Source organism: Pseudomonas sp. CFBP13509, from assembly GCF_005233485.1.
Classification (GTDB): Bacteria; Pseudomonadota; Gammaproteobacteria; order Pseudomonadales; family Pseudomonadaceae; genus Aquipseudomonas; species Aquipseudomonas marginalis.
In genome coordinates, this window is record NZ_QGAA01000025.1 from 32,272 (window position 1) to 55,100 (window position 22,829).

The 22,829-nt window shown below is 63.5% G+C and carries 20 protein-coding genes and 2 pseudogenes; 12 read left to right on the plus strand and 10 right to left on the minus strand.

The annotated features are described in order from the left end of the window. Positions 1-16: 16 nt before the first annotated feature. The 4 genes from PspCFBP13509_RS28300 (at position 17) to PspCFBP13509_RS28315 (ending at position 3,139) form a co-directional block, all read left to right on the plus strand. Positions 17-676 carry a response regulator transcription factor gene (locus PspCFBP13509_RS28300; protein ID WP_065923952.1) on the plus strand — a complete coding sequence of 220 codons (660 nt, stop codon included), beginning with the start codon at positions 17-19 and terminating at the stop codon, positions 674-676. 85 nt (positions 677-761) lie between these two features. Continuing rightward, complete coding sequence (locus PspCFBP13509_RS28305) at positions 762-1,583, plus strand: molybdenum cofactor biosynthesis F family protein (protein ID WP_065923951.1); 822 nt, start codon at positions 762-764, stop codon at positions 1,581-1,583. Further along, positions 1,576-2,376, plus strand: a complete 801-nt coding sequence (locus tag PspCFBP13509_RS28310) for an SDR family NAD(P)-dependent oxidoreductase (RefSeq protein ID WP_137212994.1) — start codon at positions 1,576-1,578, stop codon at positions 2,374-2,376. Before PspCFBP13509_RS28305 ends, PspCFBP13509_RS28310 begins: the two co-directional genes overlap by 8 nt. Further along, positions 2,369-3,139: an SDR family oxidoreductase gene (locus PspCFBP13509_RS28315; protein ID WP_065947997.1), complete on the plus strand. Its 771-nt coding sequence runs from the start codon at positions 2,369-2,371 to the stop codon at positions 3,137-3,139. Before PspCFBP13509_RS28310 ends, PspCFBP13509_RS28315 begins: the two co-directional genes overlap by 8 nt. A 23-nt stretch (positions 3,140-3,162) precedes the next feature. Here PspCFBP13509_RS28315 and PspCFBP13509_RS28320 read toward each other — a convergent pair whose 3' ends face one another. From PspCFBP13509_RS28320 to PspCFBP13509_RS28335, 4 genes are all read right to left on the minus strand, one after another. Continuing rightward, positions 3,163-3,792 (minus strand): TetR/AcrR family transcriptional regulator, encoded by a 630-nt coding sequence (locus tag PspCFBP13509_RS28320; RefSeq protein ID WP_065923948.1) that lies wholly within the window; start codon positions 3,790-3,792, stop codon positions 3,163-3,165. A 15-nt stretch (positions 3,793-3,807) separates the two neighbouring features. Continuing rightward, a complete protein-coding gene (feaR, locus tag PspCFBP13509_RS28325) occupies positions 3,808-4,770 on the minus strand; it encodes a transcriptional regulator FeaR (RefSeq protein WP_137212995.1) in 963 nt (320 codons plus the stop codon). A 117-nt stretch (positions 4,771-4,887) separates the two neighbouring features. Next, the gene (locus tag PspCFBP13509_RS28330) at positions 4,888-5,508 is read right to left on the minus strand and encodes a DUF3156 family protein (RefSeq protein ID WP_065923947.1); all 621 of its coding nucleotides are present in this window, start codon (positions 5,506-5,508) and stop codon (positions 4,888-4,890) included. Further along, a complete protein-coding gene (locus PspCFBP13509_RS28335; RefSeq protein WP_092359660.1) occupies positions 5,453-6,952 on the minus strand; it encodes an APC family permease in 1,500 nt (499 codons plus the stop codon). Before PspCFBP13509_RS28335 ends, PspCFBP13509_RS28330 begins: the two co-directional genes overlap by 56 nt. Before the next feature lie 291 nt (positions 6,953-7,243). Between PspCFBP13509_RS28335 and PspCFBP13509_RS28340 the strand changes: the two genes are divergently transcribed. Next, a complete protein-coding gene (locus tag PspCFBP13509_RS28340; RefSeq protein WP_065948000.1) occupies positions 7,244-8,572 on the plus strand; it encodes a hypothetical protein in 1,329 nt (442 codons plus the stop codon). 45 nt (positions 8,573-8,617) lie between these two features. Here PspCFBP13509_RS28340 and PspCFBP13509_RS32310 read toward each other — a convergent pair. Continuing rightward, a pseudogene (locus PspCFBP13509_RS32310) lies at positions 8,618-8,929 on the minus strand (methyl-accepting chemotaxis protein); the annotation flags it as partial. Then, a pseudogene (locus tag PspCFBP13509_RS32005) lies at positions 8,915-9,694 on the minus strand (PAS domain-containing protein); the annotation flags it as partial. The pseudogenes PspCFBP13509_RS32005 and PspCFBP13509_RS32310, both read right to left, overlap by 15 nt. 147 nt (positions 9,695-9,841) lie before the next feature. Here PspCFBP13509_RS32005 and PspCFBP13509_RS28350 point away from each other — a divergent pair. The 4 genes from PspCFBP13509_RS28350 to PspCFBP13509_RS28365 all read left to right on the plus strand — a co-directional run bounded on the left by PspCFBP13509_RS28350 (position 9,842) and on the right by PspCFBP13509_RS28365 (position 14,160). After that, positions 9,842-10,819, plus strand: a complete 978-nt coding sequence (locus tag PspCFBP13509_RS28350) for a helix-turn-helix transcriptional regulator (protein WP_065923943.1) — start codon at positions 9,842-9,844, stop codon at positions 10,817-10,819. Between the two features lie 132 nt (positions 10,820-10,951). Continuing rightward, positions 10,952-11,833 carry a transporter gene (locus tag PspCFBP13509_RS28355; protein ID WP_137212996.1) on the plus strand — a complete coding sequence of 294 codons (882 nt, stop codon included), beginning with the start codon at positions 10,952-10,954 and terminating at the stop codon, positions 11,831-11,833. Between the two features lie 22 nt (positions 11,834-11,855). After that, positions 11,856-13,019 carry an MFS transporter gene (locus PspCFBP13509_RS28360; protein WP_137212997.1) on the plus strand — a complete coding sequence of 388 codons (1,164 nt, stop codon included), beginning with the start codon at positions 11,856-11,858 and terminating at the stop codon, positions 13,017-13,019. A 34-nt stretch (positions 13,020-13,053) separates the two neighbouring features. After that, a complete protein-coding gene (locus PspCFBP13509_RS28365) occupies positions 13,054-14,160 on the plus strand; it encodes a class II histone deacetylase (RefSeq protein WP_065948002.1) in 1,107 nt (368 codons plus the stop codon). A gap of 50 nt (positions 14,161-14,210) precedes the next feature. On the opposite strand, the gene PspCFBP13509_RS28370 is transcribed toward PspCFBP13509_RS28365, so the two are convergent. Together PspCFBP13509_RS28370 and PspCFBP13509_RS28375 are read right to left on the minus strand one after the other, a co-directional pair. Continuing rightward, positions 14,211-15,143 carry a p-hydroxyphenylacetate 3-hydroxylase reductase component gene (locus PspCFBP13509_RS28370; protein WP_065923940.1) on the minus strand — a complete coding sequence of 311 codons (933 nt, stop codon included), beginning with the start codon at positions 15,141-15,143 and terminating at the stop codon, positions 14,211-14,213. A gap of 56 nt (positions 15,144-15,199) precedes the next feature. Beyond that, positions 15,200-16,369, minus strand: a complete 1,170-nt coding sequence (locus tag PspCFBP13509_RS28375; RefSeq protein WP_137212998.1) for a p-hydroxyphenylacetate 3-hydroxylase oxygenase component — start codon at positions 16,367-16,369, stop codon at positions 15,200-15,202. 263 nt (positions 16,370-16,632) lie between these two features. Between PspCFBP13509_RS28375 and PspCFBP13509_RS28380 the strand changes: the two genes are divergently transcribed. From PspCFBP13509_RS28380 to PspCFBP13509_RS28390, 3 genes are all read left to right on the plus strand, one after another. Beyond that, a complete protein-coding gene (locus PspCFBP13509_RS28380; RefSeq protein ID WP_137212999.1) occupies positions 16,633-18,120 on the plus strand; it encodes an aldehyde dehydrogenase family protein in 1,488 nt (495 codons plus the stop codon). A gap of 137 nt (positions 18,121-18,257) precedes the next feature. Beyond that, positions 18,258-19,319: an aromatic ring-hydroxylating oxygenase subunit alpha gene (locus PspCFBP13509_RS28385; RefSeq protein WP_065948005.1), complete on the plus strand. Its 1,062-nt coding sequence runs from the start codon at positions 18,258-18,260 to the stop codon at positions 19,317-19,319. A gap of 29 nt (positions 19,320-19,348) precedes the next feature. Next, positions 19,349-20,299: a PDR/VanB family oxidoreductase gene (locus tag PspCFBP13509_RS28390; protein ID WP_065923937.1), complete on the plus strand. Its 951-nt coding sequence runs from the start codon at positions 19,349-19,351 to the stop codon at positions 20,297-20,299. Positions 20,300-20,305: 6 nt separating this feature from the next. Here PspCFBP13509_RS28390 and PspCFBP13509_RS28395 read toward each other — a convergent pair whose 3' ends face one another. Together PspCFBP13509_RS28395 and PspCFBP13509_RS28400 are read right to left on the minus strand one after the other, a co-directional pair. Then, a complete protein-coding gene (locus tag PspCFBP13509_RS28395) occupies positions 20,306-21,019 on the minus strand; it encodes a GntR family transcriptional regulator (RefSeq protein ID WP_065939635.1) in 714 nt (237 codons plus the stop codon). A gap of 67 nt (positions 21,020-21,086) precedes the next feature. After that, positions 21,087-22,829, minus strand: a complete 1,743-nt coding sequence (locus PspCFBP13509_RS28400) for an acyl-CoA dehydrogenase (protein WP_137213000.1) — start codon at positions 22,827-22,829, stop codon at positions 21,087-21,089.

The following is a 22,829-nucleotide window of genomic DNA, read 5'->3' on the forward strand; positions in this document are numbered from 1 at the left end:
GCGCAGGTGACTGACCATGCACGCCATCCCCGCTCAGGAAGTCGCAGGCCATTGCCTGCAGGCTTTCACTCAACTGGTGCCCGCCAGCCAGGCAGCGTTCTATTGCGTGGACCGCCAGTTGCAGGCCCGTGATTTCAGGCTGCAAGGCATGAGCGGTGAGATGCACCGCGACTACCTGGACAACTACCGCCAATTCGACCCGTTGCAACCGCGCAATTGCCTGTCCAGCGGGCTGGCGGTGGTGCCGCTGGGGTTCGCCATGGCCCGCCAGCCCCTGCGTGACAGCCGCCGCTATCAAGACTTCCTGCAACGCTACGGTGTGGTCGATGTGGTGGAGATCGTGGCCCATCGCGCGGACCAGCCCCAGGCGGCCATCTCCTTGCTGCGCACGGCGGAGCAAGGGGTGTTTACCCCCGACCAACTGGCTCAGCTCAATGCCTTGCAGGCATTGCTGCAAATGGCGGTGGCCAATATGCAGCCCTGCGACGATGCATTGGCCGGTCTCACGCCCAAGGAACGCCAGATTGCCTGGTTATTGCGTCAGGGTGCGAGCAACAAGCAACTGGCCCTGGAGCTGGATGTCGGCCTGCCGACCATCAAGACCCACTTGATCCACCTGTTTCGCAAAACGGGTGTGAGCAGTCGTACCGAACTGGTCGCCGCGCTGTTTCTTTAAGCCGCCTCAACCCTTTGGTTGATAGGCGCGCCAGGTTGCCAACCGCATGATCCGGGGTGTCCATTCCCTCAACCGGAGCCATGCAATGACCACTTCATCCGACTGGATCACCGTAGGCGCCCTCGCCGATGGTTTTGCCCCCGACGCGTTTATCCTGCCCAACCTTGCCGACCTCAACGGCAAGGCCTTCACCCTGCACTTCGCCAACGGCTGGCAGATCGAGCATCGCTTCGACACCGAGCAGTTGCACTGGCACGCCGCCGACGGTCACTCCAGCGGTTCGGCCGCCTACCGCGCCACCTCGGTCCGCCCGGGCCTGTACCTGGTCGACTTCATCAAGCATGAAGCCGGCCAGGCCTGGTCCATCAGCCTGGTGCTGGACACCACCACATCGTCGTTCACCGCCGTGATCGGGCGCATGCCGGACCGCGAACAAACCGAGCAAGGCCTCTACAGCCGCGCCCTGGCCGGCAAGGCCCTGACCTCGGTGGACGTGGACTTCCTGCACGGCAGCCTGGATCAACCCTGGCAGCCGGGCCAATGCCCCCACGCGCCCACCCAGGAACTGACCGGCCTGCGCAATCTGTATCGCTACAGCCCCAGCGAAGTCTACGAGCACATCTACCTGAACGATCAGTTCTATGCCTGGCAATGCCTCAAGGGCGTGGAGCAAGGCCTGTGCGATACCGATCGCTGCCACTACTACAAGATCGCCGATCAGCTGTACCTGTTCGTCTGGCGCGAAAAGATCATCCCGACCCTCGGCCTGGTGCTGATCGACCTGCAACAGCACCGCAGCGACGGCAAGATCTTCGGCTATGCCGGTGCGTCGTTCGATGAGCTGTCGAACTTTCCAGTCAGCTCCTACTGCCAAGTGCTCAACCGCACGGAGTATCCCGATGCCTGATCCACGCACCGTTGTCATCACCGGTGCCGGCACGGGCATCGGTGCCGCCTGCGCGCGCTTGTACGCCGCCGAAGGGGCCAACCTGGTGCTCATCGGCCGTCGCCGCGAGCCCCTGGAGCAAGTTGCGCAGGACACCGGCGGCCTGGTGTTGGTCGGCGATGCGGCCTGCCCGGCCACCTGGGAGGGTTTCGTTGCGCAGATTGGTCAGCGCTACGGCCGCCTCGATGTGCTGCTGGCCTGCGCCGGCGGGCATGGCGTGGGCAGCGCCACCCAGACCAGCCCACACACCTGGGAGGCGGCCTTGCGCAGCAATCTGGACAGCGCGTTCTACAGCGCCCGCGCCTGCCTGCCGCTGCTGATCGAAAGCGCCGGCAATATCGTGCTGCTCGGCTCCATCGCCTCCCTGGCCGCCGGACCCGAAGTATGCGGCTACACCACCGCCAAGCATGCGCTGCTCGGGCTCAATCGCTCCCTGGCGCGGGACTACGGCCCACGCGGTGTGCGGGTGAACGCGGTGTGTCCCGGCTGGGTTACCACGCCCATGGCCGACGAGGAAATGCAGCCGTTGATGAGCTTCCACGGCGACACCCTGCCGCAAGCCTATGCCCGCGTATGCGCCGACGTGCCGTTGCGGCGCCCCGCCAGCGCCGAGGAAATCGCCAAGGTGTGCCGCTTCCTGGCCAGCCCGGATGCCGCGATCATCACCGGGGCCAGCGTGGTCGCCGATGGCGGTTCGAGCATCGTCGATGTGCCCACACTGGCTTACGTCCATATGGAGCGTGCACATGCCTGAAGACTTGGATTTCAGCGGCAAGACCGTGCTGGTCACCGGCGGCGCCCAGGGTATCGGCCAGGCCATCGTCGAGGCGTTCGCCTGGCGTGGCGCCCGCGTCATGATCGCCGACCTGCGCCTGGCACAAGCCCAGGCATTGGCCGAGGGCTTGCGTGCGCGCGGCTGCCGGGTCGAGGCCATCGCGCTGGACCTGGCCGAGGCGACGGCGGTGTTCGAAGGCATCAAGGCTATAGAACAGGACTGGGGCCGCCTGGATATCTTGGTGCACAACGCCGGCTACTTTCCGTTGACAGCGTTCGCGCAGATCACCCCGGCCGTTCTTGAACGCACGCTGGCGGTCAACCTCTCGGCCCTGTTCTGGCTGACCCAGGCCGCCTTGCCGATGTTTCAACGCCAGGGCGGTGGCTGCGTGCTGGTCACCTCATCGGTCACCGGGCCACGGGTTGCCTATGCGGGGCTCAGCCACTACGCGGCGTCCAAGGCCGGGGTCAACGGTTTTATCCGCAATGCCGCGCTGGAGCTGGCGACTTACCAGGTACGCGTCAACGGCGTCGAGCCAGGGATGATTGCCACGCCGGCCATGGATAACCTGGGCGACAGCCAGGTCAATGCCGACATCGCCAGCCGCGTGCCCCTGGGACGCCTCGGTGCCGCTCAGGATATTGCCGGGGCCATGCTGTTCCTGGCCTCCGACCTGGCGACCTACATCACCGGGCAGACCATCGTGGTGGACGGCGGCTCGACGTTGCCAGAGGTGAAGTGACCTCTGTCGGGATGTAAACCGGATCAAATCTGGGAGGGGCGGTGTATCCGTTGAATAGCGCTCGCCCCTTCAAGCAGCGACAGTGAATCACTGAACACCCGCGACAACGCCGCAAGCCGCTTGACGTAACCCTGGGGCGTCGAATAGATCAGCTCCACATGCAGGCTGTCGACGATACCCAGGTAAGCGTCACAAAACACCTCGAGCGCCTCGGGCCGTACCATCCTGTACCGCCCTTGCGCGGCACGCTGGAAATCCTCGCGAATGCTCGCCAGGTACCCCTCAAATCCTGCCGTAATCACGCTGCGAATATCCGCCGGCGGAAAGTAGGCCGTGCGCAACAGGAAGCGCAGGTGCGCCGACCCCGCATAGCGCCCGCGCAACCGCTCAAGGTGCAATTGCCCAGGCACGCCAGGGTGCCCGGCCTCTTCCTTGAAGCACTGCGCGATGTACTGATGTTCATGGGCCAGGGCAATCTCGAAGACCGTCTGAAACAGCGCGTCCTTGCTGACAAAGTGCGCGTACAGCGAGGCCTTGCGCATGCCCGCCCCGACCGCGATTTCGTTCAGCGATGAAGCGTCGTAGCCGTAAGCGGCAAAGTGTTCGACCGCGACTGCGCAAATGTTATGGGCCGACAGGGTGAGCGGTTTCATGGATCGATGGATACCCTACGCCGCCCCGGCCGCTTGCTGCAGATGAGTGGAACGAAAATCCTTGGGCGACAGCTCGAATTGCTTCTTGAACGAGCGGCTGAAGTGCGCGGAATCGGTGAAGCCCCACTTGTAGGCAATCGAGGTGATCGACTCGCTCTTGAGGAACGGGTTGGTCAGATCGTCCGCGCTGCGTTTGAGCCGCGCACGCTGGATGTAGCGGCAGACGCTGTCGTCCTGTTCTTCAAACAAGCGGTACAAATGCCGCACCGAGATGTTCAGGCGGCTGGCCAGGCCTACCGGGCTCAGGCCGGGTTGGGTCAGGGACTCGTCGATGACTTTCTGCACATAACTGCGCAGGTTGCTGCCCTGCAAGGACACGCCGCTGTCGCCTGGGGCGTCATGCAGTTCAAAGGCTGAACCGAGCAGGGAGACAAACGCCGCTTGCAGCGCCTCGGCCTCTTCAATCGAATCCTGACCCTCCAGGCCCTCGCGGCACAGCTGGTCCATCAACACGTGGAGCATGCGCCCGCAGGCCTTGCTCGAAGAGATCTTGCCGAAGGTTTTCGAGGCGCTGCCCAGCTGCTTGCACACTTCATTGCGCGAGAGTGACAGCGAGGCATGTTCGATAAGGCCAAACGGGCTGATCTCGATCGAACCCGTGGAGTCCATCAGCAGCATATCGCCGGGGGCCAATTGAATGACCTGGCCGTTCTGGGTGATCTGGCAATAGCCACTGCGCTGGCTGACCAGGAAGCAATGCTGGTCCATATCGTGATCGGCATTGGGCCGCTCGCGTTTGATCAGGCCGGCGTTGGTGCGCAGGTTGGCCAGTGACAGGCCGCCCCGGGAGTGCTTGGACACCTCACCGATGAACAGTGAGCGGTTGAAGGCCAGTTCCGTGTCGAAATGGCCGCAGGCCGCTCGCAGATCCCGAGTCCAGGTTTCCAACCCATAGTGCGCAGACTGATAGGTGCTCATGGCATCTCCACAATGGTTTTCTTGTTTTTGTCGGCCAATAGTTAACATGTTATCTATATAGGCGCAACAAGTACGTGATACCGACTGTAGAAGCACTAATGATGCCAATTGCTCGACTCAGAGCGCGCCCAATACCCGCTGCAAACCCGCCAGTACCGTGAGCAGCCCGGCCCGCTGCGCGCCGCTCAAGGGGATGTAGCGCCGGAACGCCGGCATGCGGTTGACCACCTCGCTGCCGCCCATGTGTTCAAGCCGTACGTGCCATTGCTGCCCGCTCAAATCGAGGTGCAGGCGCTTGAAGTCCAGCCCCATCAACGCTTGATGCAGGTCGGGGTCATCGTTCAAGGCCGCCTGGAGCCTGGCCAGCAAATCCGGCGCTCCCGCCCGTTGCCGGCAGGCCAGCCCCGTGCGCCGGATCGACCCGCTGTGGTGCAGTTCAAAGCGCGCACTGCCCTGCTCTGAGGCGGGCACCGTGAACCTGAATTCGGTCATCACCAGGTGCATCAGCAATTGCGCTTCGGTGCGCTCGGCCACGTCCACCTGAAGGCCGATGTCGTCCAGGCAAAACCTTGCCTGGGCTGGCCCCGTCGAGGTGAAACTCGCCAGCCCGAGGTTGCGCCGCACGTACTCAAGCGTGACCCCAGGCCGGTAACCGGACGGGGCCCGTTGGGCGCTGAACAGCTCAGACAGCTTTTGCAGCCTGCTCGAGATAAGGGTTGTGAGGGTTGCCAGGCTCATGGGAAAACTCCTTGGCCAGCACTTCTTCTACCGAAGCCGGCTTGAATGGATTGACCTTCTGTACCACCAGTGTCCAGAACAGCGCGTATGAAGCCGTGATCCCGAGCATCACCCCGAACGGCACATAAATGTCCGCAGGGTTCATGCCCGGCGGGGTAATGAACCACATGCCCAGCAAGATGCCGACGCTGGAAAGAATCTGTGGCAACGGAAAGAACGGCGAGCGATAGGCCCGTGGCAGGTCCGGACGGCGAATGCGCAGGATCACCACCGACAGCGTCACCAGCAGATAAGAGAAACTCCACGCACACACCGCCGCCAGCACCAGGTGCATGATGTTATCGGTGTTGCCGCCCAGCCACAGGGCATACAGGCACGGAATCAGCATCGCCACCAGGATGCACAGCAGCGGCGTCTTGAAGCGCGGGTGCAAATAAGTGAAGACCTTGGGCAACGCGCCGTCCACCGCCATGCCGTAGAGAATCCTCGGCACGCCCGCCATCAGCGTATTGATGGTGGCGGCACCGGCGAACAGGAAACCGATCCCCAGCCACAACGGGCCAATATCGCCCATGACCTGCTGGGCAAAGCGTGGGATCGCCATGGGCGTGTCGAGCAGGTGCACGCCGGTGGCGGCATCCAGCACCACGTTTTCCACCTGGCGCTTCATCGCCGCGCCATAGATGAACATGCAGGTCGCCACGCTCAACAAGCCGAAAATCATGGCCTTGGGCATGACCTTGGCCGAGTTGCGCAGGTCCGGGGCCAACGGCGTGACGAACTCGCAACCGACGAACATGAACATGGCCATGCCCACCAGCGACAGAATGGTGACCAGGTCGGTACCCACCAGCGATACGCCGAACCAGCCCTCCAGCTGCACCGCCGGGGCCGCGATCAGGCCGAGCACGCCGAACACCATCAGGGTGGTCCACATGCCGAAAGTCAGGATGATCTCGGCCCTGCCGAAGGCGCTGACGCCAAAGGCATTGAGAACACCGAACACCACGACAAACCCCACTCCCAGCAACCAGGAGCCGCCGGCGGACTCCGCCAGGGTGTTGAGGTGTTCGAAGTTCACCAGGGCCATGACCCCGGACAGAATCGTCTCGGCGGTGCCGGCGAACACGTGCACGATCAGGTACGCCGACAGGGTGCCGGTGATCGCAAAGAAACGGCCCATGCCGCAATTGATGTAGTCGTAGACCGAGCCGGTGGTCGGCAGGATCGAGGCGGCCTCGGCAAAGGTGGTTGCCTGGGCCAGCATCATCACCACCGCAATCAGCATGGCCACCGCGAAGGCGCTGCCGCCGATACCGAAGCCCATGGTCGCGGTGAGAATCACCGGGCTGGCCATGATCAGGCCAATGGTGCTGGCCAGCGCGGTCGGAAACCCGACGCTGCCGCGTTTCAAATGCTGTGTAAGTCGGTCATTGATCGACATGGTGCGGATCCTCGAAAGCGGATTTCTGAGTGGATGCATCGAGCCGTTCAAGGAGCCGGCGATAAAGCCCTCCCCAGCCAGTCCCTGATCGAAACGGCATCGTGCGCAAAATCACTGTGCACTTCCCGAGCACCGAGCGTCTTGCCCATGTCTGCCGTGGCTTTTGTTGCTGCCTGCCAAGGCATACGGCTTGGCGGGCAGGATCAATTGCGTGGCACGCAGGTGAAAGACTTCCTCCGCCTGGGGTCATCTTAATGCGCCCTCGACCTAACCATGCTGGGGACTATAACAATGGAGCACACCTTGAAAATACGCACGCAATCCTTGGCCGTCGGCCTGGGTATCGCGCTGTTGATCGGCCATTCACCGGCCCAGGCCTATGAGCTATACGCCGACGAGGACACCCACCTGAATGCGGACTTCCTGGCGGTCTACGGCCTGTTCAACAGCCGTCACAACTACGACGGCACAGCGGGCGGCTCGACCTGGCGCGAGGGTTTCATCAAGTACGGGGTGAGCGGCGACCAGGGCCTGGCCGGGCACGGCACCGCGTATGGCGCGCTCAATTGGGTCAGCTCCGGCACCTGGGGCGACGGCGATGCGGCGGGCAACACCGATGGCAGCGAACGCACCACCAAAATCGAAGACGCCTACCTGGGATGGCGCTCCGCCGACCTGTTTCCGGCGCTGGGCAAGGACGGTGTGGATTTTTCCATCGGGCGCCAGGTGGTCAAGATCGGCCGGGGGTTCCTGATCAACGACGACGGCCCCAACCTCGGCAAAGGCCCGGCTGACGGTGCGCTGAACCGTGGCGGCGCCTATTACCTCGCGGCACGCCACGCCTTCGACCGCACGGCGGTGCTGCGCCTGGGCGGGCAAGAGGGCCTGCACGGCTCGGTGCTGTGGCTCAAGTCGGACAACCGCGCCCAGGCCGAAACCGAACTGGCGGCGGGCACCCTCGACTACACGGCCGCCGCCGGCACGCTGGGGCTGACCTGGGTCCACGGCATGAACGTCACCGACCAGTGGGCCAGCGACTTCCAGAAACAGCGCGAGGGCCTGGACACTTACAGCGTGCGCGGCGAAGGCAGCGCCGGTATCGACAACGCCAGCTTCGCCTTCGAATACGCCTGGCAAGACAAGGACGCGGGGCCGGAAAAAGCCTGGTACGCCGAGGCCGGCTACACCTTCGCCGATGTCGGTTGGTCGCCAAAAGTGACCTACCGCTACACGCGCTACTCGCAAAAATGGGACCCGCTGTTCACCGGGCTCAGCACCGGCTATGGCACCTGGTTCCAGGGTGAAGTCGCCTCCAACTATGCCGGCCCGTTCAACAGCAATACCGGCATCCATCACGTCGGCCTCAAGGCGACGCCCCTGGAGAACCTGACGGTCGGCGCGCTGTACTTCGACTTCAATACCCTGCGCAAACACGACGCGCTGAACCTCGACGCCCGGGAGCTGGACCTGTACGCCGAATGGGCGGTCAACAGCCACCTGATCATCAGCCCGCTGGTGGGCATCTACCAACCCAAAAAGGATGCCGACTCCGGCGGTAACCAAGTGGGTGGCAACGGCACCAACCTCTACAGCCAGTTGACGGTGGCCGTGCCCTTCTGACCGGCCTCAGGAGCTGCGCAACGCAGCTCCCTCCTAGCGTTCGTGCTGATGCAGCATCGTCTGGATCTGATGGGTCGCCTGACGGGTGTTTTCCGCCAGCTTGCGCACCTCATCGGCCACCACCGAGAACCCGCGCCCGACCTCGCCGGCCCTGGCCGCTTCAATGGCGGCGTTCAAGGCCAGCAGGTTGGTCTGGTCGGCAATGCCCTTGATCACACTCACCACCGTGGCGATCTGGCCGTAGGTGGCCTGATTGTGTGCGAGCAGCTGTTGATGGGTGGTCTTCGCCGACTGCTCGTCGCTGATATCGCGTACCGCGCCGATCACCCGCGTCAAACGCCCCTGGGCATCGCGCACCGCTCGCCCACGCTCGCGGCACCAGATGTAGCCACGGGTCTTGTGGCGCATCCGGTATTCAAACACGTACTCACCGCTGCCCTGGGGCGCAAGGATTTCCCGATCGAAGATCGCCATGATCTTCGGCAGGTCATCGGGGTGGGTGATGCTGACCTGCGCGTCCCAGCCATCGGGCAGCTCATGGGGCGCGTAGCCCAGGAGCAGACGGAACTGATTGAAAATCCGCATGCGACTGGCGGGATCCTGCACGTCACCGTTGACCACGGTGATGTCCCAGCAGCCTTCGGTCATGGTGCAGAGCAGCAGCTCCCAGATCTGCGTCTCGTGTTGATGCGCAAGGGCGCGCTGCGCATGCTCACGCAACTCGGCTTCCAGCGCCTGTTCACGCTGCCCGGCCTGCTCCAGTTGCCGGCGAAGCACGGCAAGTGCCTGTTCGCTGCGCGCCCCTTCGGCAGCCTGATCGCGGGCTGATTCCTCGAGCAACAGCAACTGCCGCGCAGCCCGCGCACGTTGTGTGGCGAGTTGCTCCAGGTCGGCCTGCACCGACGGATAAGCGTGCAGTGCCTGGGTTCCCAACACCTCTCCCGCCAGCAGTTGCTTGAGGACGGCGGCAAGGTCCTGCATCGGCTGTTTTTTCTTGAAGAACATCGGCCTGGCCCTTTCTGATCGAGTCGAAACCCCGGATCTGATCGCAAACCGAGCGTGATTGCTTGTACGAGCCTGCAAGGCCTTTGCGCGTGGCTGCCATCCAAAAAAAACCTGCATCGGGCGCTATCGTGCATCTGTAGGATGGTGATCGGCTTTCAACCCGTCGATACTTGTCTCCAGGCCCTGCCCACGTCAAAACGACGTTCCGGCCCTTAATGACTTCGTGACGAAAACAATAAGAATGTCGCACAGAGGTACATACGAATGAGCCGTCATGATCATGGTCACGCCAGCCTGCTGGAGGCATTCAGCGCGATGACACTGGAGCTCCAACGCCTGGCGCAGGACAAAGACATAGAACACTTCCACGAAGCGGCGCTGAGCTGCATCCGCCAACTACTGCCCTTCGACAGCGCCTGGTGGGGCCGGGCTGCGCTGATTGACGGCCTGCCGGAAGAACACAGCTCCTATCTCTACAACCTGCCCCGTAGCTACCTGGCCGATTGGCAATCGATTCGTCATATCGATGTGACCATCGCCAGGGTCAACGACGTGCCGGGGCAGGCGGTCATCGTCGACATGCGCAACCCCGCCAACGGCCCGGGGCTCAACTGGCTCGGCTCGTGCTACGCGATCGGTGAATTGCTGTGCGTCGTGTACATCGACCCGCAAACCCACCTCAGCGATCACCTCACGCTCTACCGGGCGCCCGACGCCCCACGCTTTACCGAGCAGGACTGCCTGCTGCTGAACAACCTCATGCGGCACCTGGTGGCGGCGGTCTCGGCCAATCAGATTCGTACCTTGGTCGCCATGCGCGAAGCCCTCACCCACCCGCGCAATCTCGCACTTGCCGTGTGCGACCAGCGCGGCACCCTGCACTGTACGGAACGTGGCTTCGTCGACTTGCTGCTGAGCGAATGGCCGGACTGGACCGGCCCTTGCCTGCCGGTCGCGATGGACGCCGGGGGCTATGACGGCAAGCACCTGCAGGTCGAGGCCTCGACGGTCGGCGACCTGCTCCTGCTGGCCGCCCGCAGCCGTACGGTGCTGATGCAACTGAGCCCTCGGGAGAATGCGGTGGCCCAGGGTTTCGGCGAAGGCAAGACCTACAAGGAAGTCGCCCGCGACCTGGGCATGTCGCCCAATACCGTGCGCCATCACATCCGCGCCATCTACAGCAAACTCGGGGTCAAGGACAAAGCCCGAATCGCCCATCTGCTGCACGCCCCGCCTGATTGATCTGCACCACTGACCCGCGCTGACTTTTTCGCTGTCGTTTTGACGGCCACGGGACACCTTTGCGCTTTTTTTGTCCCCTCTGCCACCCACGGGCGAGCCGTTCGCCACACAACACCTCAAAGAAGAGATGCCATGCCCATGATCCACACCTTCACCCGCACCACCACACTGGCCCTGCTCGGCGGCCTGTCGAGCCTGCACGCCAGTGCGGCCGACCTCAACGCCCGGGACTTTTTCGGCGCCCCCTCGGGTACCAGCCTGGGCGTGCTGTACCTGCCGGCAAGCCGCGCCAGTGACTTCCACGGCCCGGCCGACAGCACCGGCAAGGCCGACCTGAAGGTCAACGCCGTGGCGTACCGCCAAGTATTCTTCACCGACCTCTGCGGCACCCTCTGTACCCCACAGTTCATCGTGCCTTTCGCCGACATCAACGCCCGCCTGCCGGGTGCCGGCCAACGCAGCGCAGAAAGCGGTTTCGGTGATCCCCAGGTCGGCGGCACGGTGTTTTTCATCAACGATCCGGCCTCGCGCACCTACAGCGGCCTACTGACCCTGATTACCCTGCCTGTGGGCGAATACCACGGTAACAATCCCGATGTGTCGCCCGGTGCCAATCGCTGGGGTACCACCTTCGTTTACAACTACACCCAGGGCATCGGTGAAAAATGGGTGCTGGAAGCCAACCTCGAAGCCCAACTCTATGGCAAGAACGACGACTACTTCGGCAGCGACCTGAAACAGGACCCGCTGTACCGCCTGCAAGCCTTCGCCTCCTACGACTTCACACCCGGCACCTACGGCGCACTGCGACTGATCCACGCCGATGGTGGCGAATTGCGGATCAATGACCAGCGCATCGACAACACCCACAAGCGCTACACCCAGGTGGGCTTCGAGGTTGGTCACTGGCTGGATAAACAGAACCAGTTGATGTTCGGCCTCTCGCAGAACGTCGCCACCGACAACGGCTATCACGGTACCGACGCGCTGCTGCGCCTGGTCCATGTGTTCTGAACCCCCTCATCGGAGCTTGCCCATGAACACCCAGACCCAACCGCTGACCGATGAACGTTCGCGCGCCTCATCCCCATTGGCATTGCTGGCCGCCATTGTGCTGTTCGCTGCCATCACCCCGACCATTCTGATGACCGCACCGGCCGTGGCGGCGCAACTGGCGACGCAATGGCAGTTGAGCCCGTCGCAGATCGGTGACCTGTTCTCCACCGAACTCGGCGCCATGAGCCTGGCCACCCTGCCCGCACTGTGGTGGCTCAAGCGTGTCGACTGGCGCCGCGCCGCCTTGCTGGCCGGGTTGCTGTTCATCGCCGCCAACCTGCTTTCAATGCTGGCCCACGACTACCCGATACTCCTGGCACTGCGCTTTTGCAGCGCCCTGGCCGGTGGCTCGTTGATGATCATCTGCCTGTCCAGCGCGGCCTCCACGGCCAATCCCGGGCGTGTCTACGGGTTATGGGTGATGGGGCAACTGGTGGTCGGGGCAATCGGTCTGAGCATCCTGCCCCGGCTGTTCGAGCACTACGGGCTGTCAGCCTGCTACCTGATCCTCGCCGCCTTGATGACGCTCTTTCTGCCCCTGGCACGGCACTTTCCCCAGGGCAGCCCGGCGCCTGAAAAAGCCGCCGAGCGCATCGCCCTCGCCTCCCGGTGGAAAGCCGCACTGGGCATTCTGGGCCTGCTGAGTTTCTACGTCAGCCTGAGCGGTGTCTGGACCTTTATCGGTTCCATCAGCAGCCATGCCGGCCTCTCTGCCGAGGCCAGTGGCGAGATTCTGGCGCTCGCCACGGTGATGGGCATCGTCGGGGCCGGTTGTACCTCGCTGATCGGCGACCGTCTGCCACGCCTGTTGCTGTTACTGCTGGGGTACGCGTTGATGGCAGGCGCCGTGCTGTTGCTGCTGGGCCAGCCCGACATGCTGCGTTTTGCCTTGGCGGCGCTGCTTTTCAAGTTCACCTGGACCTTCATCCTGCCGCTGGTCCTGGCCTGCCTGGCCGACCTCGACCGCTCCGGAAAATTGATGAACACCTCCAACCTGGTGATCGGTGGCGGCCTGGCCATCGGCCCGACCGTGGCTGGCCGGATGATCGAAGCCAGCGGCGGCTTCCAATCACTGCTGATCGCAGGGGCGTGCATCACCGTGCTGTCCCTGGTGTTGATGCTGAGCAGCCGCCCGAATGCCTGACGGGCCCTTTTACCCCAACGAAAATGGAAAGACGATGAGCCGAAAAAGTGCATTTTTCTTCGACGAACTCAGCCTCTGGCACAGCGCCGGGTTGCACGCCTTGACCTTACCGGTGGGCGGGTGGGTGCAGCCGCCTGCCGCCGCCGGCCACGCCGAGTCACCGGAAACCAAGCGTCGCTTGAAGAGCCTGCTGGACGTTTCCGGTCTGACCCGCCACTTACAGGTGCGCAGTGCCAACGCGGCCACCGATGAAGACCTGCTGCGGGTGCACACGCCCAACTACCTGCAACGCTTCAAGGCGATGAGCGATGCCGGGGGCGGCGAATTGGGCCCCCACGCGCCCATCGGGCCAGGCAGTTATGAAATAGCCAGGCTCTCCGCCGGGCTGGCCATGGCAGCAGTGGATGCGGTGCTGTCCGGCGAAGTCGACAATGCCTATTCTCTGTCACGCCCACCCGGTCACCACTGCCTCGCCGACAACGCCATGGGCTTCTGCTTCCTGGCCAACATCGCCATCGCCATCGAAGCCGCAAAAGCCCGGCGTGGCCTGGGCAACGTCGCCGTGATCGACTGGGACGTGCACCACGGCAACGGCACCCAATCGATCTTCGAAGAACGCGGCGACGTGCTGACGATTTCCCTGCATCAGGACGGCTGTTTCCCGGCAGGTTACAGCGGTGAAGCCGATCGCGGGCGCGGCGCGGGGCTGGGTGCGAACATCAATATCCCGCTGCCTCCCGGCAGCGGTCATGAGGCGTATCTGCACGCGATGGAGCGTATCGTGATTCCGGCGCTGGAGCGCTTCGAGCCGGAATTGATCATCGTCGCCTGCGGCTACGACGCCAACGCGGTCGACCCACTGGCGCGAATGCTGTTGCACAGTGACTCGTTCCGGCACATGACCCGTCTTGTACGCCAAGCAGCCGAACGCCTGTGCCAGGGCCGCCTGGTGCTGGTGCACGAAGGCGGCTACTCCGAAGCCTATGTACCGTTTTGCGGGCTGGCGACCATTGAGGAATTGGTGGGCGTCAGGACACAGGTCGGCGACCCGATGCTTGAGTTTGTGCAGTTGCAGCAACCGAACGCGGCGCTGGCGGCGTTTCAGTTGCGCTTAGTCGATGAGTTGGCCGAAGCCCGCTGAGCGTGACGCAAAAAAATCCGATGCCGTTGCCGGCATCGGATTTTGGCCAGTCAGCAGTGGCTGATCAGTCCCTTCAACACCGTCTTGAAGGTGTCGATCTGGTCCTGACTGAACTCGGCGAACACCTTGTCCTGCTGTTCCCGTGCGATGGCCCAGAGGTCTTCGGTCTGTTCAATGCCCGCAGCGGTCAGGCGTACGCCGTGTTCATCATCGTCGACCAGCCCCTTGCGCTTGAGGTTGGCCACGGCGTCGTCGATTTCCCGCACCGGCATCGCCACTTCCCGCAGCAGGTCGCCAGCGCTCAGGCGGGCATCGTTCTCCAGCACCATCAGCATCCGCGCCTCGCTGGTGCGCAGGCCGGTGGACAGTTGCCGGGGCTGGTAGCTGGACTGGTAGGCGCGTACCGCCTGGGTCATCAGGTAATACAGGTTATGGTTCAGGCGCCCCTGGAAGTGGCTGCTCGGCGGTTGGCTTTCGTCGCGCCTGGTCATGCGCGTATGGGGCAGGACCATGGAGTAGGCGCCCTGGTGGTAGAGCAGCGGCGAGCGCCCGAAATCGTCGAAGGCCACCACCTTGCCGATCATGATCCAGTGATCGCCGCCATCCACCTGCTGGTATTTCTCGCAGTGAAAACGTGCCGCACAATCGGCGAACACCGGCGCCCCGCCCTCCCCCGGTTCATAGGCGATCTCGGCGAAGCGGTCGTCCTTGGGCCGGGCAAAATTGTTCGACAGGTCGATCTGGTCCGCCGCCAGCACGTTGACCGCGAAGTGGCTGGCCTCCTCGAATACCCCGTGGCTGCTGGAGCGTTTGTCGATGCTCCACAGCACCAGTGGTGGGTCCAGGGACACCGAGTTGAAGCTATTGGCGGTAACGCCCACCTTGCGGCCGGAGGCGTCGGCGGCGGTGACCACAGTCACGCCCGTGGCAAAGTTGCCCAGGGCCCGGCGAAAAGCGCGTGGGTCGAAGGTCGATTCAGACATGCAAGACTCCCGGGCTGCGTCAGGCGCAGCCCTGATTGTTGTTTTCAAAAGCAGCTTCAGATCATGCTCGGATCGGGCTCCAGGCCCATCAACTCGCGGCCGAGGATCTGTGCACAGACGTCGTAGTCGGTGTAGGCATGGGCGCCGGTCATGTGTGAGTCGCGGAACAGGCGCTGCATCTCGTTGTGCTCGAACCAGGCGTTGCCGCCGGCGGCTTCGAACAGACGGTCCACTGCCTGGATGCACATCTTGGTCGCGTAGGCCTGGTTGGTGCGCCAGAACGCCAGGGTCTCGCGGCTGGGGTAGCGCTGCTGCTCACTGTGTTCGGCGTGTTCGTCCCAGGTTTTTTCGAGGAAGGCGCGCGCGGCGGCCACCTGGTGCGTCGACTCGGCCAGGCGCATCAGCGCCGGGGTCGCGGCACCGACTGCCGCGCCGGTGTAGGCGCGCACGCGGGTCCTGGTCTTTTCGCGGAACACCTCCAGCATTCGCTCGGCGACGCCCAGGCTGACGGTGGAAAAGCCACTGGCAAAATAAGGCCGGTACGGTGAGTAGAAAATCTTGCTGTCGGGGTACAGCCCAAAGCCGGCGGACTTGCCTTCCATCATGTCCTTGGCTTTCTGGATGCGGTGTTCCGGCACCCAGGCCTTGTCGATGATCAAGGTCTTGGTGCCGCTACCTTTCATGCCGGCGGCAAACCAGTCATCGCGGATCTGGTAGTCACTGCGCGGCAGCACCGCGAAGCAGTAATCCTGGGTGCCCTGGGCGTTGTTGCGGCGGAAACCCACGATCGCCCAATCGGCGTGATCACAGCCGCTGCTCCAGCCCATTTCTCCGCTGAACAGCACGCCGCCCTCGACTTCCTCGGTGCGCCCGAACGGCGCGATGCTGCTGCTCGCAGTGGCATCCGGGTCAGCGCCCCAGACCTCCTGCTGCAGTTGGGCCGAGAACAGTGCCAATTGATGGCTGTGGGTACACAACAGGCTCATGGCCCAGGCCGTGCTGGCGCATGCCCCGGCGAGCAACGCGATGCAGTCGGCAAACTGCGGCAGCGACAACTCCATGCCGCCGAACACTTTCGGCTGAAACACACGGTGCATGCCGATGCTCTTGAGCAGCGCAATATTCTCGGCGGGCACCTTGCGGTCCTGCTCGGCCACCAAGGCATTGGCGGCGATGGTCGGCAGGATGGACTTGAGGTCTTCGAGGAGCGGGTTTGGCTTTTTCATGGATGGCCCTGCTTATTATTGGATGTCCGGGCACCGCCAGAAATCGCAGCGTGGCGCCGGATGCAGGGCCAGTATGGAGCGCGCCTTCCTGGCAGGACATGCACCTTCCAGAGTCAAGATTGTACTTTTCAAAGGCTCAGGCTGATCCGTCGCGCACAGGCGTTGGCAGCCACAGACATGCCACTGGGCAGCCACAGTCAAGCCCGTTCCGGCCACTGCGATTAACCTCGGGCTTTTCAATCTCTGCCACCAGGAAAAACCCCATGAGCGATATTCCACTGCTGCCCCAGGTTGAAGCCTTCCTCCGTCGAAACCATGGGTTGTTCATTGACGGTGGCTACGTCGAGAGCCATTCCAGCCAGCGGTTGGAGGTGATCAACCCGGCCACCGGCCAGGTCATCGCCGATGTCGCCGACGCCGACCCGGCCGACATTGACGCGGCTGTGGCGTCGGCGAGCCGAGGCTTCAAGCAGTGGTCGCAGGTCGCACCGGCAGTGCGCGGCAACGTGCTGTTCAAACTGGCCGATCTGCTGGAGCAACACCGCGAAGAACTGGCACAGATCGAAACCTGCCAGTCGGGCAAGATCATCCAGATTTCCCGCGCCTTCGAAGTCGACCAGGCCGCGCACTTCCTGCGTTACTACGCCGGCTGGGCCACCAAGATCAGCGGCCAGACCATCACTCCGTCGCTGCCCTCCTTCGCCGGCGAGCGCTACACCGCGTTCACCCTGCGCGAGCCGGTCGGAGTGGTGGTCGGCATCGTGCCGTGGAATTTCTCGACCATGATCGCCATCTGGAAACTCGCCTCGGCGCTGGTGACCGGTTGCAGCATCATCATCAAGCCCAGCGAGTTCACCCCGCTGACCATCCTGCGCATCGCCGAGCTGGCGATTGACGCCGGCCTTCCCGCCGGCGCGCTGAACGTATTGACCGGCGGCGGCAGCGTCGGCAAAGGCCTGATCGAACACCCCGGCACCGACAAAGTGTCGTTCACCGGCTCCGTGCCGACCGGAATTGCGGTGGGCCAGAGTGCCATGGGCGCCGGGCTGACCCGGGCCACCCTTGAGCTGGGCGGCAAGAACTCGGCCGGGTTCCTGCCCGATGTGGACCTGGACAAGGCCGTCAACGGCATCATCGAAGCAGGCTTTTTGCACTCCGGGCAAATCTGCGCCGCCGCCGAACGCTTCTTTGTGCATCGTTCGCAGATCGAAGCGGTCATGGGCAAACTGGCCCAGCGCCTGGGCGCGCTGAACATCGGCTCGCCCCTGGATGAGCGCACCGAATTCGGCCCGGTCACCAACCGCCAGCACCAACTCAAACTCGGCGAGTTCTTCGCCAAGGCCCGCGCCGAAAACAACCGCATCATTCACGGTGGCAACCTGATCGACCGTCCTGGCTGTTACGTCGAGCCGACGATCATCCTCGCCAACAGCGTCAACGACACCCTGCTCAACGAGGAGACCTTCGGCCCCATTGCCACATTCTTGCCGTACGACAGCGAAGAGGAACTGCTGGCCTTGATGAACAACACCCCCTACGGCTTGAGCGCCAGCCTGTGGACCAACGACCTCAGCAAAGCCTTGCGCATGGTGCCCGCCATCGAGGCCGGCACGGTGTGGGTGAACATGCACACGATGCTGGACCCGGCGGTGCCGTTTGGCGGCAACAAATCCTCGGGGGTAGGCCGGGAGTTCGGCAGTGCGTTCATCGATGACTACACCGAGCTGAAGTCGGTGATGATTCGCTACTGAACCCAATCAGTGGATCCACTGACATATAATAGTCCGATAATCGCCCAATAAAACAACCATACAAGATTGACTCTCCATCATGCCGGTCATTTAATGGATCCATTAAATAAAAACAATCCGCCGCCTGGAGAGTCATCATGTACCCGAAGAACACATGGTATGTCGCCTGCACCCCCGATGAAATCGCGCACAAGCCACTCGGTCGACAGATCTGTGGCGAAAAGATGGTGTTTTATCGTGGCCAGGAAGGCGCCGTGGTGGCGGTCGAGGACTTCTGCCCCCATCGCGGCGCGCCGCTTTCACTGGGGTATGTCGAGAACGGCAACCTGGTCTGCGGCTACCACGGCCTGGTCATGGGCGGCGACGGCAAGACCGTGGAAATGCCCGGCCAGCGGGTACGTGGTTTTCCCTGCAACAAGACCTTTGCCGCCGTTGAACGCTACGGCTTCATCTGGGTATGGCCCGGCGATCAGAGCCAGGCCGACCCGGCGCTGATCCATCATCTGGAATGGGCCGTGAGTGACCAGTGGGCCTATGGCGGCGGGCTGTTCGATATCCAGTGCGACTACCGCCTGATGATCGACAACCTGATGGACCTGACCCACGAAACCTATGTGCATGCCTCCAGCATCGGCCAGAAGGAAATCGACGAAGCCCCGCCCGTGACCACGGTGGACGGCGATGAAGTGGTCACCGCCCGGCACATGGAAAACATCATGGCCCCGCCGTTCTGGCGCATGGCCCTGCGCGGCAATAACCTTGCCGATGACGTGCCGGTGGACCGCTGGCAGATCTGCCGCTTCACCCCGCCCAGCCATGTGCTCATCGAAGTCGGCGTGGCCCACGCCGGCAAAGGTGGCTATAACGCCGCCCCCGAACACAAGGCCGCGAGCATCGTGGTCGACTTCATCACCCCGCAAACCGACACTTCGATCTGGTACTTCTGGGGCATGGCGCGCAACTTCAACCCCCACGATGAGGCACTGACCGCAAGCATTCGCGAGGGCCAGGGCAAGATTTTCAGCGAGGACCTGGAGATGCTCGAACGCCAGCAACAGAACCTGCTGGCCCATCCGCAGCGCAACCTGCTCAAGTTGAATATCGACGCGGGTGGCGTGCAATCGCGCAAGATCCTGGAGCGACTGATTGCCAAGGAACGCGCCCTCGAACCGCAACTGATCGCCACCACCACCGCCTGAACAGCGCGACAACTTTGCGAGGACTGAACATGATCGATGTGGTGGTGGTATCCCGTAACAACGAAGCCCAGGACATTTGCAGCTATGAACTGGCCAGTGTCGATGGCCAGCCGCTGCCGGCCTTCAGTGCCGGCGCGCATATTGACCTGCACCTGCCCGATGGGGTGATCCGGCAATATTCCCTGTGCAATCACCCCGAGGAACGTCATCGCTACCTGATCGGCGTGCTCAAGGACCCGGCCTCCCGGGGCGGCTCGCGCAGCCTGCACGAGCAGGTCCACGAGGGCACCCGCCTGACCATCAGCGAGCCACGCAACCTGTTTCCCCTGGTCCACGACGCGCGTCGCAGCCTGCTGTTTGCCGGTGGCATCGGCATCACCCCGATCCTGTGCATGGCTGAGCGCCTGGCCCATGCGGGAGCCGACTTCGAACTGCATTACTGCGCCCGCGCCAGTGAGCGCGCGGCATTTGTGCAGCGGCTCAAGGCGTCGCCGTTTGCCGAGCGGGTGTTCCTGCATTTCGATGAGCAGCCGCACACCGCGTTGAACATCGCCGAAGTGCTGGCGGCGCCTGCCGATGACGTGCACCTGTATGTCTGCGGTCCTGGCGGGTTCATGCAGCATGTACTCGACAGCGCACGCGCACAGGGCTGGCAGGAAGACTGCCTGCACCGCGAATACTTCAGCGCGGCACCGGTGGACAGCAGCCTCGACGGCGGCTTTTCGGTAAAGCTCGGCAGCAGCGGCCAGGTCTTCGAAATCCCCGCCGACAAGACCGTGGTCCAGGTCTTGGAAAGCCATGGCATCGAGATTGCCGTGTCCTGCGAACAAGGGATTTGCGGCACCTGCCTGACCCGTGTGCTGGAGGGCATACCGGAGCACCGCGACCTGTTCCTCACCGAACAGGAACAGGCCCTGAATGACCAGTTCACCCCCTGCTGCTCGCGCTCGAAAACCCCGCTGCTGGTACTCGATATCTGACAGGGTTCACGACGCGGGCAAAATCACCTTCATGCGCGCAGCGGCGGTGGCTGAACTGAAGATCTCGGCATAGCGCAACGTCGCATTGGCGTGCTCGCGCATGATGGCTTCGGCCCGCGCGCCCTGGCGATTGACCAGGGCATCGAAAACCGAATGATGCTGCATGTGGGCATAGTTGAAGCGTCGGTACTCGCGGGCCATGTCCTCGCGATCCACCGCCAGCGCCGTCACCGAGGCGAACGGCAGGTGATCATTGCGGGCCAGCGCGTCGGCGATCGCCGGGTTGTGGCTGCCTTCGACGATGACCTGGTGAAAGCGCATGTTCAGGTCGTGATAGACCTCAAGGTCATCCTCGGTCACATAGCCCTTTTCGAACAGTTGATCGCCTTCCACCAGGCAGCGCTCCAGCGCCGCACGCGCCGCGTCGGATAAACCAAGCTCGGCGGTCTGACGCGCTGCCAGGCCCTCAAGCACGCCGCGCACTTCGACGGCGCCGGCAATGTCGCTGGGGCTGACCGAACGCACCTGATAGCCGCGCCCGCCAAACGGCACCAGCAGTCCTTCCTGTTCGAGGGTACGAAAGGCCATGCGCACGGGCATGCGCGACACGCCGAACAGCTGCGCCGTGGGAATCTCCATCAGCCGCTCGCCCGCCGCCAACTCCCCGCTGGCAATCATCTTGCGCAGTGCAACCAGCACCAATTGACCGGGTTTACTCATCCAGGCAACTTCCAGAAAACGTGAGCCGCCATGGTACCGCAAGTAGTACCGCAAGCACCTGGCCGCGTCAGATGAACGCCAGCGCTGCCCGTGCCCCGTCTATGGCGCCCAGGTGCTGGGCCAGCCGCGACGGCAGGTAATCGAAAAAGAACCCGGCGCTTTGCAGCTTGGCGGCACGCAGCGGATCGTCTTCGCGCAGGGCCCTGGAGACCCGCGCGGCCCGCGCCCAGGCAAAGGCCAGCAACGCGACGCCACAGAGCTGGAGGAAATCCGGCGCCGCCCGATAGGGGTATTCACTGTCCTCGTGGGTGCGTTCACGAATGGCGTGCACCACACTGGCCAACGCGTCGCACAGGCTGGCCAACGCAGCGGAAAAGCCTGCGCATTCCTCATACTGCGCGCCCTGCCCGGCCTCGGCGCGCAACTCGGCCAGCAGCAGGCCAAAGGCTCGCCCCTCATCCCCCAGCACCTTGCGCAGCAACAGGTCATTGGCCTGGATCTCGTTACTGCCCTCGTAGATCATCGCGATGCGACTGTCGCGCAGGGTTTGCTCGATGGCGAACTCGGTGACGTAGCCGTAACCGCCGAACACCTGCAGCCCATGGCTGGCCTGGCGAAAGCCCTGTTCGGTGAAAAACGCCTTGATGATGGGCGTCAGCAGCGGCGCCAAGCGGGCGGCCGACGAGTCCTGGTCATGCTCGGCCTGATCAAGCAGGTGCGCCGCCCAATAGCCGATGGCGCGCATGCCCTCGCTGGTCGTGCGCAGCTCCAGCAACACGCGGCGCATGGCCGGGTGATAACGGATCGGGTCAGCCGCCTGGGCGACCACCTCTTCCGGCCGGCATGGCGCACGCATCTGCAAGCGCTCGGCGGCGTACTGGCGGGCGTTCTGCCAGGCCGCCTCGACATGCCCCAGGCCTTGCAGGCCCACATGCAGGCGCGCCGAATTCATCATCACGAACATCGCAGCCAGGCCGCGATGGGCCTCGCCGATCAGCCAGCCCTGGGCGGCGTCGAACACCAGGGAACAGGTGGCGCTGCCCTTGATGCCCATCTTGTGTTCGATGCCGTCGCAGTGCACGCCATTGGCCTGGCCATCGTCCAGTTGCTTGGGCACCAGGAACAGTGAAATACCACGGCTGCCCGGCGGCGCATCGGGCAGGCGCGCCAGCACCAGGTGCAGGATATTCGCCGTGAGGTCATGCTCGCCGCCGGAGATAAACAGCTTGCTGCCGCTGAGGCGATAACTGCCATCCGCCTGGGGCTGCGCGCGACAGCGCAGCAAGCCGACATCGCTGCCGGCCTGGGACTCGGTCAGGCACATGGTAGGCAAGGCCTGGCCACTGACAATGTCGGGCAGGTAGCGCGCCTGCAACCAAGGAGCGGCGTGGGTCTTGAGGCACAGGTAGGCGCCGTGGGCGATCCCGGTGTACATGGCCCAGGCGTGGTTGCTGGCATAGAGCATCTCTTGCAGCGCCGCATCGAGCAGTTGCGGCAAGCCCTGGCCGCCGTGTACCTCGGCACACGCCAGCGCCGGCCAGCCCCCTTCGACATAGGCGCGATAGGCCTCGACGAAGCCGTCCGGGGTGCTGACCCGGCCCGCCTGCCAGCGGCAGCCCTGGCGATCACCGCTGCTATTCAACGGCGCCAGCACGCCCTGACTGAAGCGTGCCGCCTCCTCCAGCACCTGTACCGCCAGCGGCAGGTCCAGGGCCGCGAATGCCGGGTGGCGCTGCCAGGTATCGGGCGCCTGCAGCCAGTGCTCCAGGACAAATTGCATATCGCCCAGGGGCGCCTCATAGCTCCACAT